The 12647-nt window shown below is 64.5% G+C and carries 12 protein-coding genes; 3 read left to right on the forward strand and 9 right to left on the reverse strand.

Annotation, left to right across the window (positions count from 1 at the left end; genetic code table 11):
- Positions 1-7: 7 nt before the first annotated feature.
- From AB4Y31_RS28585 to rpe, 4 genes are all read right to left on the reverse strand, one after another.
- Positions 8-598 carry an aminodeoxychorismate/anthranilate synthase component II gene (locus AB4Y31_RS28585; RefSeq protein ID WP_368676928.1) on the reverse strand — a complete coding sequence of 197 codons (591 nt, stop codon included), beginning with the start codon at positions 596-598 and terminating at the stop codon, positions 8-10.
- A gap of 14 nt (positions 599-612) precedes the next feature.
- Positions 613-2106: an anthranilate synthase component I gene (trpE, locus tag AB4Y31_RS28590; protein WP_368676929.1), complete on the reverse strand. Its 1494-nt coding sequence runs from the start codon at positions 2104-2106 to the stop codon at positions 613-615.
- 296 nt (positions 2107-2402) lie between these two features.
- On the reverse strand, positions 2403-3170 hold the full coding sequence (locus AB4Y31_RS28595) for a phosphoglycolate phosphatase (protein WP_368676930.1): 768 nt from the start codon (positions 3168-3170) through the stop codon (positions 2403-2405).
- A 14-nt stretch (positions 3171-3184) separates the two neighbouring features.
- Positions 3185-3874 (reverse strand): ribulose-phosphate 3-epimerase, encoded by a 690-nt coding sequence (rpe, locus tag AB4Y31_RS28600; RefSeq protein WP_368676931.1) that lies wholly within the window; start codon positions 3872-3874, stop codon positions 3185-3187.
- A 271-nt stretch (positions 3875-4145) separates the two neighbouring features.
- Here rpe and apaG point away from each other — a divergent pair, with 271 nt between their 5' ends.
- A complete protein-coding gene (gene apaG, locus AB4Y31_RS28605) occupies positions 4146-4520 on the forward strand; it encodes a Co2+/Mg2+ efflux protein ApaG (protein WP_018440323.1) in 375 nt (124 codons plus the stop codon).
- A 17-nt stretch (positions 4521-4537) separates the two neighbouring features.
- Positions 4538-5662 (forward strand): murein transglycosylase A, encoded by a 1125-nt coding sequence (locus tag AB4Y31_RS28610; RefSeq protein ID WP_368676932.1) that lies wholly within the window; start codon positions 4538-4540, stop codon positions 5660-5662.
- Between the two features lie 155 nt (positions 5663-5817).
- Here the strand turns inward: AB4Y31_RS28610 and paaK are convergent, their stop codons facing one another.
- From paaK to paaN, 5 genes are all read right to left on the reverse strand, one after another.
- Positions 5818-7122: a phenylacetate--CoA ligase PaaK gene (paaK, locus tag AB4Y31_RS28615; RefSeq protein ID WP_368676933.1), complete on the reverse strand. Its 1305-nt coding sequence runs from the start codon at positions 7120-7122 to the stop codon at positions 5818-5820.
- Positions 7123-7201: 79 nt separating this feature from the next.
- A complete protein-coding gene (gene paaI, locus AB4Y31_RS28620) occupies positions 7202-7669 on the reverse strand; it encodes a hydroxyphenylacetyl-CoA thioesterase PaaI (protein WP_368676934.1) in 468 nt (155 codons plus the stop codon).
- Position 7670: 1 nt separating this feature from the next.
- Positions 7671-8462: a 2-(1,2-epoxy-1,2-dihydrophenyl)acetyl-CoA isomerase PaaG gene (gene paaG / locus AB4Y31_RS28625; protein WP_368676935.1), complete on the reverse strand. Its 792-nt coding sequence runs from the start codon at positions 8460-8462 to the stop codon at positions 7671-7673.
- A 102-nt stretch (positions 8463-8564) separates the two neighbouring features.
- A complete protein-coding gene (gene pcaF, locus AB4Y31_RS28630) occupies positions 8565-9767 on the reverse strand; it encodes a 3-oxoadipyl-CoA thiolase (RefSeq protein WP_368676936.1) in 1203 nt (400 codons plus the stop codon).
- 105 nt (positions 9768-9872) lie between these two features.
- On the reverse strand, positions 9873-11582 hold the full coding sequence (gene paaN, locus AB4Y31_RS28635; RefSeq protein ID WP_368676937.1) for a phenylacetic acid degradation protein PaaN: 1710 nt from the start codon (positions 11580-11582) through the stop codon (positions 9873-9875).
- Positions 11583-11725: 143 nt separating this feature from the next.
- Between paaN and AB4Y31_RS28640 the strand changes: the two genes are divergently transcribed.
- Complete coding sequence (locus AB4Y31_RS28640) at positions 11726-12502, forward strand: enoyl-CoA hydratase (protein WP_368676938.1); 777 nt, start codon at positions 11726-11728, stop codon at positions 12500-12502.
- Positions 12503-12647: the final 145 nt, after the last annotated feature.

Genomic DNA, 12647 nt, shown 5'->3' on the forward strand with positions numbered 1-12647 from the left:
CGACGGCTCAAGCCGTCGCCGCGTGAGTCGTCTTCGCCATTTTCAGAAAGTTTTCGAGCAGCGCGTGGCCGTGCTCGGACAGGATCGATTCGGGGTGGAACTGCACACCCTCGACGAGCCGCTCCTTATGACGCACGCCCATGATTTCGCCATCCTCGGTCCATGCCGAAATCTCGAGACAATCGGGCAGCGTATCGCGCTCGATCGCGAGCGAGTGATAGCGCGTCACGTCGAAATGCTTGGGCAGATCGGCGAATACGCCTTTGCCGTCCGTTTCGATCCGGCTCACTTTGCCGTGCATGATCGTCTTCGCGCGCACGACGCGACCGCCGAACGCCTCGCCGATCGCCTGATGGCCGAGGCACACCCCGAGAATCGGCTTTTCCCCCGCGAAGCGGCGCAGTACGTCGAGCGTGATGCCCGCATGCTGCGGATTGCTCGGCCCCGGCGAGAGACAAATGGTGTCGGGATTCAAGGCTGCAATCTCGTCGAGCGTGATCTCGTCGTTGCGGTACGTGCGCACGTCCTCGCCAAGCTCGCCGAAATACTGGACGAGGTTGTAGGTGAACGAGTCGTAGTTGTCGATCATGAGCAACATGGTTAGCTCTCCCGTCAGAAGTCGGCGTCGAGGCCGTCTTGTACCTGCTCCGCCGCGCGCAGAACGGCGCGCGCCTTGTTCTCCGTCTCCTGCCATTCGGATTCGGGCACCGAATCGGCGACGATGCCGGCCGCGGCCTGCACATAGAGATTGCCGTTGCGGACGAGGCCCGTGCGGATCGCGATGGCGAGATCCATTTCGCCGCTGAACGAAAGATAGCCCACGGCGCCGCCGTAGAGGCCGCGCTTGACGGGCTCGAGCTCGTCGATCAGCTCCATCGCCCGCACCTTAGGCGCGCCCGAGAGCGTGCCGGCCGGGAACGTCGCGCGCAGCACGTCGAAGTTCGTCGTGCCGGGCTTGAGCTTGCCTTCGACCGAGCTCACGATGTGCTGCACGTGCGAGTATTTTTCGATGACCATCTTGTCGGTTACCGTCACGGTGCCCGTCTCGGCGATGCGGCCGACGTCGTTGCGCGCCAAATCGATCAGCATGACGTGCTCGGCGATCTCCTTCGGATCGTTGAGCAGTTCCGTCGCGAGTTCCGCGTCACGCTCGGGCGTATTGCCGCGCGGCCGCGTGCCGGCGAGCGGCCGGATCGTGACGATTTTGTCTTCGCCGCGCTTCTCCTGGCGCACGAGAATCTCGGGCGACGCGCCGATCACATGGAAGTCGCCGAAATTGTAGAAGTACATGTACGGCGACGGATTCAGCGAGCGCAGCGCACGATAGAGCGAGAGGGGGTTGTCGCGGTAGGGCTTGATGAGGCGCTGGCCGACCTGGACCTGCATCAGCTCGCCTGCGGCAATGTACTCCTTTGCCCGCCGGACCGCCGCGAGATAATCGTCGCGCGCGAACTCTCGGTAGATTTCGGTGCGCATGCTCGGCGACGTGATCGGCGGCTCCACCGTCGCGTGCAGCCGCTGACGCAGATCGCGCAGCCGCGCTTTGCCGCGCGCATAGGCCTCGGGCGCCGAGGGGTCCGCATAGACGATCAGATAGAGCTTGCCGGCGAGGTTGTCGATGACGGCCACTTCCTCCGTCAAGAGCAGCTGGATGTCGGGCAGGTCCAGATCGTCGGGGGGCGCCGTATGCGCGAGTTTCTTCTCGATGTAACGGACGGCGTCATAGCCGAAGTAGCCGGCGAGCCCGCCGCAAAAGCGCGGCAGGCCGGGGCGTTGCGCCACCTTGAAGCGGGCCTGGAATTGCGCGATGAACTCGAGTGGATCGCCTTCGTGCGTTTCGACGACCTTGCCGTCCTGCACGACTTCCGTCACCCCGCTCTTCGTGCGCACGAGCGTGCGTGCCGGCAACCCGATGAACGAGTAGCGGCCGAACCGCTCGCCGCCGACGACGGATTCGAGCAGAAACGAGTTCGCGCCGCCGCGCTCGGCTTGGGCGAGCTTCAGATACAGCGAGAGCGGCGTCTCGAGATCGGCGAGCGCCTCGGCGATGAGTGGAATGCGGTTGTAACCCTCGCTCGCGAGGGACTGGAATTCGAGTTCGGTCATGTTTCGTTCCTGTTCGTAGACCGACGCTTTCGCATCCTTCTTCTTACCGGCGATGCGTAGCGGACGGCAAACCGTTGGAGCGCAAGCCCGGCGGTGACGCGGCAGCCGGGGCGGCCGTTATCGTCCGGTTGTGCAGCAATGGGAGCGCGGGTGCGCGGCGAATCAAAAAACGGAGCTGGACAGGTATTTCCAGCATACCTCGGGAGAGGTCAGTGCGACGAGCGACGCCAGGGCCAAGCTCCCCGGTCGATACTGCTCGGACGCCGTTTTTTGCTCAGAAACATGAGATGAAAGACTTAGATCGTCGACGATTGAGACGCTGCTGACCCGGCTTCGAGGCTCGCATGATGATGCGCGATGACGGTCGCGGCCGCCAGCAACGTGGCGACTATACCATCCGACTTGATTGTTTGTACAGCCTTGCCATGGTTGTAGCCGTAGGGAACCGTCAGCGTCGCCATGCCCGCCGCGCGGCCCGCGATCGCATCGTTTTCGGAGTCGCCGATCGCCACCGTCTCGCCCGGCGCCACGCCCATCGCGGCGCAGGCGGCAAGCATCGGCTCAGGGTCGGGCTTCTTGCGAGGCAAGCTGTCGCCGCCGAAAACGGACGAGAAGTAGCGTGCGAGGCCGTATTGCTCGAGCAGCGCGATCGCGAAGCGGTGCGGCTTGTTGGTCACGCAGGCAAGCCGCAGGCCGGCATCGCGCAGCGCGGCAAGACCGCGTTCCACGTCAGGATAGAGCCGCGTATGGTTGCCGTTGATCTTCGCGTAATGGGCCTGATAGACGGCGAGCGCCGTATCGAAGCGTGCCTGTGCTTCTTCGGCCTCGAAGCGCGCGGCCAGCACGCTGCGAATCAGATGCTCGGAGCCTTTTCCGACGTAGCCGATCACTTCGTCGCGCGTGACGGGCGGCGCGGCGCCGAGCTCGGCGAGCATGCCGTTCAGACAGGCCGTGAAATCGTCGGCCGTGTCGACCATCGTGCCGTCGAGATCGACGACGGCAGCTTTCAGTCTCAGCGGCGGGAGCTTCGGCGTTTCAGCCGGTGCGGTGGAGAGGCGAGTCATGGAATAATCGCCGCTCATGCAGGCGAGACGACGGCCGCGAGCCGGGCTCGCATATCCGCGATGACGCCTTGGTAATCGGGCTTGCCGAAGATGGCCGAGCCGGCCACGAAGGTATCGGCCCCTGCCTTCGCGATCTCGGCGATGTTGTCTACCTTGACGCCGCCGTCGACTTCGAGATGAATCTCCCGGCCTGTCTTTTCGCGATAGGCGTCGATCTTCGCTCGCGCCGCGCGCAATTTGTTGAGCGCTTCCGGAATGAATGATTGTCCGCCGAAGCCGGGATTCACCGACATGATCAGCACGAGGTCGACACGGTCCATCACATGGTCGAGGTAGTTGAGCGGCGTGGCCGGATTGAAGACGAGCCCCGCCTTGCAGCCCTGATCGCGGATCAGCGACAGCGTGCGATCGATATGTTCCGACGCTTCGGGATGAAAACTGATCAGATTCGCGCCGGCTTTCGCGAAGTCTGGCACGATGCGGTCGACCGGACGTACCATCAGGTGGACGTCGATCGGTACCTGCACGTGCGGACGAATGGCCTCGCAGACGAGCGGCCCGATCGTCAGGTTCGGCACGTAATGGTTATCCATCACATCGAAATGGATCCAGTCGGCACCCGCGGCGACGACGTTGCGGACTTCTTCGCCGAGCCGGGCAAAATCGGCCGACAAGATGCTCGGGGCGATACGGAATTGCGTCATGACCAGTCGATCCTCTTTGCCGACGATGAGCGGCAACCAAAGCCCGTATCTTACCGTGCGTCCCATCGGTGTTCGGGCGGGGGCGACCATCGTCGCGATTGCGGGTGTAGACTCCGACGCGCGACAATGCCGAACGCAAAACCGTGCGCGCCGGCGTTCTTGCCATGTCGTCGCCGTGCAGCCCATTGTATTCGGGCAGGGGTAGAACCCAAAGTAAGCAGATTTTTGCTGGAGTCTAAGCAGATACTTATTAAAGCGGAACAGAGTCACGATGAGCCAGTATCAATTCAGCGTTTCGGCCCAAACGCGCTACCTGCCTGAACAATCCGATCCCGAGCGCCGCCAGTACGCCTTCGCGTACACGCTGACGATTCGCAATACGGGGCAAGTGCCCGCGCAGTTGATCGCGCGCCATTGGATCATTACCGACAGTGAGTCCAAAGTGCAGGAAGTGAAGGGCCTCGGTGTCGTCGGACATCAGCCGCTGCTGCAGCCGGGCGAGCAATTCGAGTACACGAGCTGGGCCGTCATCGCGACGCCCGTCGGCACGATGCGGGGCGAGTACTTTTGCGTGGCGGAGGACGGCGAGCGGTTCGAGGCGCCCGTGCCCGAGTTCACGTTGCAAATGCCGCGTACGCTGCACTGATGGCGTCCGGCGTTCCCATGCGCATCGAGCGCGCAATAGCCGGGCGGGTCGCGGCCGTCTTGCTGGCGGTGCTGCTCGCGGCCTGCGGCGGCCCCACGGTCGTTCGCCCGACGGCCGCACCGCCCGGCAGTGCGGTTGGAACCTCGGGTCAACTGCCCACGGGGCGGTTGACGCAGGTATCGTGGCAGCAGGTGCCGGGCTGGGACGACGATTCGCTGATCGGTGCGGCGGCCGCCTTGCGAGAGAACTGTCTGCGCGTCGGACGCGAGCCGTCCTGGCGGCGTGCCTGCACCGCGGCCGCTCAGCTCGACGATCTGGATGTCACGGGTGCTCGGACTTTTTTTGAAACCTATTTCACGCCCTTTCAGCTTGCCAATGGCGACGGTACGCTCGACGGGCTCGTGACGGGCTACTACGAGCCGCTTCTGCATGGTTCCCGTACGCGGCGCGGACCCTACCAGTACCCGCTTTATCGCTGGCCGGCTGGCTTTCGGGCGGGCACGACGCTTCCGCCGCGCGCGCAACTCGAGCGTTCGGGTGCGCTGGCGGGCAGCGAGCTCGTCTGGGTCGACGATCCGATCGAGGCCTTCTTCCTCCAGGTACAGGGCTCAGGGCGCATCGTGCTCGACGATGGGACGGTCATGCGCGTGGGCTTCGGCGGCAGCAACAATCAGCCTTATCGATCGATCGGAAGATGGCTGCTCGATCATGGTGAGCTGACGCCCGCGCAGGCGACGATGCAAGGCATCAAGGCTTGGGCGCGTGCCAATCCCGCACGCGTCGACGCGCTGCTCGATACGAACCCTCGGTTCGTGTTTTTCCGCGAGATGCCGTCGGCCGACCCGGCGCTCGGCAGCACCGACGTCGGTCCCATCGGCGCCCTCGGCGTACCACTCACGCCGCAGCGCTCGATCGCCGTCGATCCGTCGTGGATTCCGCTTGGGACCCCCGTGTTCCTGCAAACGACGCGGCCGTTCACCAACACGCCGATGAACCGGCTGGTTTTCGCGCAGGACACCGGGACGGCGATCAAGGGCGGCGTGCGCGCGGATTATTTCTGGGGCCTTGGCGACGACGCAGGCGATCTGGCCGGCAAGATGAAGCAGGTCGGCCGGATGTGGCTGTTGCTGCCGAACTCCTGATATAAGCCACCTGCGAAAGAATGCGCTCGTCGGTTGGGGGCAGCGATTGCTAGCGCCGGCCCAGCGCCTGTCTCCGGCTAGCGCACTGGTCTCCGGCTAGCGCACTGCGGTCGGACCGACCGACTCCCGGGCGTTCGCCGCGGCCCGCGCAGGCATCAACCGCCGGCCTTGCGCTTGTCGACGATATGCCGGGCCTTGCCTGCCGATCGCTCGATTCCGTTGACGGGTAGCACTTCGACGATCGCGGTGACCCCGATCAACGCCTTGATGTCGTACGCGAGCGCCGACTTTGCTGCCTCGATCGCCGCATGGTCGGCGAGCACCTCGGGCATCGGCTCGACGTTGAGCGTCATGACGTCGAGCGGACCTTCCTTCGTCAGCACGATCTGGTAGTGCGGCGCAAGTGCCCGCTGCTTCAGCAGCAGCTCCTCGATCTGCGTGGGGAAGACGTTGACGCCGCGCACGATCATCATGTCGTCGCAGCGGCCCGTGATCTTTTCCATGCGCCGCATCGTGCGTGAAGTACCGGGCAAGAGCCGCGTGAGATCGCGGGTGCGATAGCGGACGATCGGCAGCGCCTCTTTCGTCAGCGACGTAAAAACGAGTTCGCCGAACTCGCCGTCGGGAAGGACGGCGCCCGTTTCAGGGTCGACGATTTCCGGATAAAAATGGTCTTCCCAGATGGTCGGGCCGTCTTTCGTTTCGATGCACTCGCAAGCAACGCCGGGACCCATGATTTCGGACAGTCCGTAGATGTCGACGGCATCGATGCCCATGCGCCGCTCGATCGCGAGACGCATCTCGTTCGTCCACGGCTCGGCGCCGAATATTCCGACTCGTAGCGACGATTGGGCGGGATCGAGCCCTTGGCGCTGGAACTCGTCGGCGAGCGCGAGCATGTAACTGGGTGTGACCATGATGATGTCGGGCTTGAAATCCCGAATCAGCTGAACTTGCTTTTCCGTTTGCCCGCCGCCGAACGGGATGACGGTCAGGCCCGCGCGCTCGGCGCCGTAGTGCGCACCGAGACCGCCGGTGAAAAGACCGTAGCCGTAGCTGACATGGACCTTGTCGCCGCGGCGGGCGCCGGCCGCGCGAATCGAGCGTGCGACGAGGTTGGCCCACGTATCGATGTCGCGCGCCGTATAGCCGACGACCGTAGGCTTGCCCGTCGTGCCGGACGACCCGTGAATGCGCGAGATTCGCTCCTGCGGCACGGCGAACATGCCGAACGGATAGTTGTCGCGAAAGTCGCGCTTCGTCGTGAAAGGAAAGCGCGCGAGATCGGCCAGCGTCTTCAGGTCTTCGGGACGCACGCCGGCCTCGTCGAACTTGCGTCGATAGACGAGCGAGTTCTCGTAGGCATGCGCAAGCGACCATTTCAGTCGCTCGAGCTGCAGAGCGGCGAGTTCATCGCGGCTTGCGGTCTCTATGGGCTCGAGCGGGAACGCGGTGTTCATCTGTGTCTCCTCTGTCTCCTGGGTGAAACGTTTGCGACCGGCTCGGAGCCGAGCGCTTTTCGTTGCGCCGCATCGGCGCTCAGCGGGTAGGAATCACGGTTCCTTTGATCTGTGCCGATTTGCCGCGAAACATCGCCACTGTGTCGCCAGCACCATTGGTGACGCGTATGTCGTAGATACCGGTGCGCCCGTTCAATGTCTGCTCGACCGCCTCGGCGGTCAGCGTGTCGCCGCTGTGGACCGGACGCAGAAACTCGATCGAGCATCCCGATGCCACGGTGTTGACGTTGTACGAGTTGCAGGCGAATGCGAACGTCGAATCGGCCAGGGTAAAGATCAGGCCACCGTGGCAGATGTCGTGGCCGTTGAGGAAGTCCCGCCGTACCGTGGCTCGCATGCGCGCATATCCCGCGCGGACTTCGAGAAGTTCGAAGCCGAGCGCGCGGCTGCACGCGTCCGCGGCGTACATCGCCTCGGCTACCGCTCGAGCGAGTTCGTCGCCGGTCTTATCGGCGCCGGTGCCGAGACCGTGAGTTGCCGTAGACATCCTAGCGCCCTTCGAAGCGCGCGGAACGCTTCTCGATGAATGCGGCGACGCCTTCCGCGAAGTCGCGCGAGGCGCCGAGTTCTCGTTGCAGGTCGCGCTCGACATCGAGTTGCTGGTCGAACGAATTGACGGTGCTTGCGTGCATGGCTCGCTTGATGGCGGCGATGGCCTTCGTGGGCTGTTGCGCGAGCTGCGCGGCGAGTTGCTGAGCGGCAGCGGGCAGGTCCGCATCCTCGACGACCTGCCAGATGAGGCCCCACTGTTGCGCCTGCTCTGCCGAGAGCTTGTCGCCCGTGATGGCGAGGCCGAGCGCGCGTGCCATGCCGATGCGGCGAGGCAGCAGGGCGGTTCCGCCCGAGTCGGGGATCAGGCCGATCCTCACGAACGATTGGACGAAGCTGCTCGAGCGCGCGGCCAGCGTGATATCGCAAGCGAGCGCCAGATTCGCGCCCGCGCCGGCCGCGATGCCGTTGACCGCGGCGATGACGGGCAGCGGCAGGGCTTGCAACCGGCGCACGAGCGGATTGAAGTTTTCGTCGATGAGCGCCCCGAGGTCAGTCTGCGCCCCGGGCTCGAAACTCATGTCGGCCAGATCCTGCCCTGCACAAAAGCCGCGGCCCGCGCCCGTCAGCACGAGCGCACGCGTCGTCGCGGCCTCGACCTCGTCGAGCGCGGAACGCAGCTCCGCGTGCATCTTGCGCGTGAAGCTGTTGAGCTTGTCCGGCCGGTTCAGCGTAATGGTGGCTACGCGCGAGGACGCGTCGACGTCGACACTGATTGCTTCATAAACCATCGTTCGTCTCCTTGGCCGCTTGGCTTGCGGCTGCTTGTGCCGATCGATTGTCGGATCGGGCTGCGTTACCCGCGCCGTCGGATCGAAATCACTCCATGCCGCTCACAGTCGCTCGATGGCGAGCGCGATGCCTTGACCGACGCCGATGCACATCGTGCAAAGCGCATATTGACCGCCCGTGCGTTCGAGCTGGTAGAGCGCCGTCGTCACGAGCCGGGCCCCCGATGCGCCGAGCGGATGCCCGAGCGCGATGGCGCCGCCATTCGGATTCACGCGAGGGTCGTCGTCGGCCACGCCGAGCAACCGCAATACTGCGAGCCCTTGCGAGGCGAACGCTTCGTTCAGCTCGATCACGTCGAACTGACTCAGCGACATCCCGAGACGAGCCAGCAGTTTTTGTGTTGCGGGAGCCGGCCCGATGCCCATGACGCGAGGCTCCACGCCGGCCGTTGCCATGCCGAGGATCCGCGCTCGGCGGCGCAACTCGTATTGCTCGGCCGCTTCGCCGTTGGCAAGTAAAAGCGCGCATGCGCCGTCGTTGACGCCCGAGGCGTTGCCGGCCGTCACGGTGCCGTCGGGGCGCACGACGCCCCTCAGCTTGGCGAGTGCCTCGAGCGACGTTTCGCGCGGGTGCTCGTCTTGCGCGACATGCAGTGCATCCCCCTTCTTCTGCGGGACGACGACAGGGACGATTTCCGCGGCTAGCGTTCCGTTGCGCTGAGCTTCGGCCGCTTTCCGCTGGCTCCGCAGTGCGAAGGCGTCCTGATCGGCGCGGCTCACTGAAAACTGTTCGGCCACGTTTTCGGCCGTTTCGGGCATCGAATCGATCCCGTATTGCGCTTTCAGCGCTGCATTCACGAAACGCCAGCCGATCGTCGTATCGTGGATTTCCGTCTGGCGCGAAAAGGCGCTGGCCGCCTTCGGCATGACGAAAGGCGCGCGCGTCATGCTCTCCACGCCGCCGGCGATGAGCAAGCGAGCTTCGCCGGCTTTCAGCGCGCGCGCGGCCGTGCCGACCGCATCCATGCCCGAGCCGCAGAGCCGGTTCAGCGTCGCACCGGGCACGTCGGTCGGCAAGCCCGCAAGCAAGGCAGCCATGCGCGCGACATTGCGGTTGTCTTCGCCGGCCTGGTTCGCGCAACCGTAAATGACATCGTCGAGCGCCCGCCAGTCCACGCCCGCGTTGCGTTCCATCAGCGCTTTAATGGGCACGGCCGCGAGATCGTCGGCGCGGACGTCCTTCAACGCGCCGGCGTAGCGGCCGAATGGAGTGCGAATCGCGTCACAAATGTAGGCATCGTTCATCGGAATTCCTGAAGTTCGCAATCGTGTCCCTCGGCGCTGGGGCATGAGGGGACGGTCGGGGCATCGTACGGAGGGGCGTGGCGGCGCACCATTCGGCCGTTCGGCCTATGCCGTTTGGCCGACTTGAGCGGCTTGCGCAAGGGGCGCAACATGGACCCGACTCTGAATCACGCGGAATCGATTGGCCACGAAAGCCGAATCCGTCAGCGCCGCGTTCGCCGCGGGATTCGCGCCGGTTCCATGAAAGTCCGAGAACGCTGCGGACTGGTTGACGAACACGCCGCCTGTCAGATTGATCGAGAGCGCCACTCCGCCACGGATCGCCGCCTCGTGCGCGGCTTCGATGATCGCTTCATCGGTGCTATAGACGGACAACGTCAGCGCGCCATGCGCCGCTGCGGTCGATCCGGCCAGGTCGAGCGATTGCTCGGTCGACTCGGTGGCGATCACGAACGAAATTGGGCCGAACCATTCGCCGCTGAATTTGGCGCTGTCCGTTGCCGCGTCGAGTTTCAGCACGAGCGGCGTGCGCACGCGCGCGCCGGGGAAGGCGGGATGGTCGATCGATTTGCTGTCGACGAGTATTTGGCCAAGCGGCCGTGCTTCGTCGATGCGGCGGGCTACGCCGTCGTTCTGAATGGCGCCCAGCACCTCCACGGCACGCGCCGGATCGCCGACCAGCTTTTCAACGGCTTCCCCGAGCGCTCGAGCAACTTCATCGAAGCTCGCATGCCCGGCGGACGTCGAAATGCCGTTGCGGGGCACATAGATATTCTGCGGAGCGGTGCACATCTGCCCGGAGTAGAGCGCGAGCGAGAACGCGATGTTGCGCGCGGCGGCTTTGAGGTCGTCGACGGAGTCGATGACGATCTGGTTGACGCCTGCTTTCTCGGTGAATACCTGCGCCTGGTGTGCGTGCCGTTCGAGCCAGTTGCCGTTTTGGGTGCTGCCAGTGAAATCGATGAGCTTGATTTCGGGGCGCAGCGCCAGATCCTGCACGAGAGCCCCGTCGTTCGGATCGGTGGCGAGCAGCGTGACGACGTTCGGGTCGAAGCCAGCCTCTCGCAGCACGTCTCGAGCAATCCGCACGGTGATCGCGAGCGGCAGGATCGCTCCGGGGTGCGGCTTTACGATCACGGCGTTGCCGGTTGCGAGATCGGCGAAGAGGCCCGGATAGCCGTTCCAGGTCGGGAACGTGCAGCAGCCGAGCACGATGCCGATGCCTCGCGGTGCGATCGTAAAGCGCTTTTTCATCGCGAGCGGCGGATTCTTGCCTTGCGGCTTTTCCCAATGCGCTTCGGCGGGGACGCGGCGCAATTCGGCCCACGCATAGGCGACGGCCTCCAGCGCGCGGTCTTGCGCATGAGGGCCACCGGCCTGGAACGCCATCATGAATGCCTGCCCCGTGGTATGCATGACGCTATAGGCGATCTCGAAGCTCGCGCGGTTGAGACGGGCGAGGATTTCGAGGCTGACGCCGGCCCATGCTTCGGGGCCGGCCGCGCGCCAGCCGCGCTGCGCGGCGGTAGCGGCGGCGATCAGTGCGCCGGCGTCGGCTTTCGGGTAGCGGATCCCGAGCGCGAAGCCATACGGCGATTGCTCGGCGCCGACCGTGTCGCCGGTGCTCGGCTGATCGAGTTCGAAAGTGTGATTCAGACGCGCTTTGAACGCGGCCTCGCCATCGGCGTTGCTGCTTTCCCCGTACACTTTGGGGCTCGGCATTTCGGCGAACGGGCTCCAGTAGCCGCGGGTTTCGATCGCGGCGAGCGCATGCTTGAACGTGTCTTCGTGCTTGGCAAAGAGAGGATGTGTCATGTCGGCGACGGAAGCGGCGTGAGTTGGGAAAGATCGGCTGCCAATTAATTGACCGACCGGTTGGTTGGGGAATGGTACCATCGTTCGCGCGAAGGTTTCTAGCGTTTTTGCGGTGTATCGAGACAAACCATAGGAGGGTGCAGATGACCTACGAGAACATTCTTGTCGAGACGCGCGGTCGGGTCGGGCTTGTGACGCTGAACCGCCCGAAGGCGCTCAACGCGCTCAACGATGCGCTGATGGACGAACTGGGCGCAGCCCTGAAGGCGTTCGATGCCGACGACGGTATTGGCGCGATCGTCGTGACGGGCAGTGAGAAGGCGTTCGCGGCGGGCGCCGATATCGGGATGATGGCGAGCTACACCTATATGGATGTGTACCGAAACGACTACATCACTCGCAATTGGGAGGCGGTGAGTTCGATTCGCAAGCCGGTGATCGCGGCGGTGGCCGGGTTTGCGCTCGGCGGCGGCTGCGAGCTGGCGATGATGTGCGACATCGTCTTCGCCGCGGACACCGCGAAGTTCGGGCAGCCCGAGATCAAGCTCGGCGTCATGCCTGGGGCGGGCGGAACACAGCGGTTGCCGCGGGCGGTGTCCAAAGCGAAAGCGATGGACATGTGCCTCACGGCTCGCTTCATGGACGCGGCGGAAGCCGAGCGCGCGGGTTTGGTCTCGCGCGTGGTGCCGGCGGCGGCCTTGCTCGACGAGGCGATCGCGGCTGCGTCGACGATCGCGGAGTTCCCGTCGCCCGCCGTCATGATGGTGAAGGAATCGGTGAATCGCGCGTACGAAACGACGCTTGCGGAGGGCGTGCGCTTCGAGCGCCGATTGTTCCATTCGCTATTCGCGACGGAGGATCAGAAGGAGGGGATGACGGCGTTCGTCGAGAAGCGCAAACCAGTTTTCAAGCATCGCTGACGGCGCGCTCATTTTCCCCTTGCGGCGCTTCGCGAAGCGGCCTAGAATCACGCCCTTTCGCGCGGTCGGCGACGGCGGCGCGAGAGAGGGAAGTGGAACGGCGAGCGGCGCGCATCGTGCTGTAAATACGAGGCGCGCGGACAGC

It is taken from the genome of Trinickia sp. EG282A (assembly GCF_040965455.1).
Lineage (GTDB): Bacteria > Pseudomonadota > Gammaproteobacteria > Burkholderiales > Burkholderiaceae > Trinickia > Trinickia symbiotica.

Bases quoted from the DNA above. Each gene is read 5' to 3' on its own strand.
- paaK (WP_368676933.1), bottom strand. From the start codon at position 7,122: ATGAACACCGCGTTCCCGCTCGAGCCCATAGAGACCGCAAGCCGCGAT.
- AB4Y31_RS28595 (WP_368676930.1), bottom strand. From the start codon at position 3,170: ATGACTCGCCTCTCCACCGCACCGGCTGAAACGCCGAAGCTCCCGCCG.
- paaN (WP_368676937.1), bottom strand. From the start codon at position 11,582: ATGACACATCCTCTCTTTGCCAAGCACGAAGACACGTTCAAGCATGCG.
- trpE (WP_368676929.1), bottom strand. From the start codon at position 2,106: ATGACCGAACTCGAATTCCAGTCCCTCGCGAGCGAGGGTTACAACCGC.
- pcaF (WP_368676936.1), bottom strand. From the start codon at position 9,767: ATGAACGATGCCTACATTTGTGACGCGATTCGCACTCCATTCGGCCGC.
- paaG (WP_368676935.1), bottom strand. From the start codon at position 8,462: ATGGTTTATGAAGCAATCAGTGTCGACGTCGACGCGTCCTCGCGCGTA.
- AB4Y31_RS28640 (WP_368676938.1), top strand. From the start codon at position 11,726: ATGACCTACGAGAACATTCTTGTCGAGACGCGCGGTCGGGTCGGGCTT.
- AB4Y31_RS28610 (WP_368676932.1), top strand. From the start codon at position 4,538: ATGCGCATCGAGCGCGCAATAGCCGGGCGGGTCGCGGCCGTCTTGCTG.
- rpe (WP_368676931.1), bottom strand. From the start codon at position 3,874: ATGACGCAATTCCGTATCGCCCCGAGCATCTTGTCGGCCGATTTTGCC.
- paaI (WP_368676934.1), bottom strand. From the start codon at position 7,669: ATGTCTACGGCAACTCACGGTCTCGGCACCGGCGCCGATAAGACCGGC.
- apaG (WP_018440323.1), top strand. From the start codon at position 4,146: ATGAGCCAGTATCAATTCAGCGTTTCGGCCCAAACGCGCTACCTGCCT.
- AB4Y31_RS28585 (WP_368676928.1), bottom strand. From the start codon at position 598: ATGTTGCTCATGATCGACAACTACGACTCGTTCACCTACAACCTCGTC.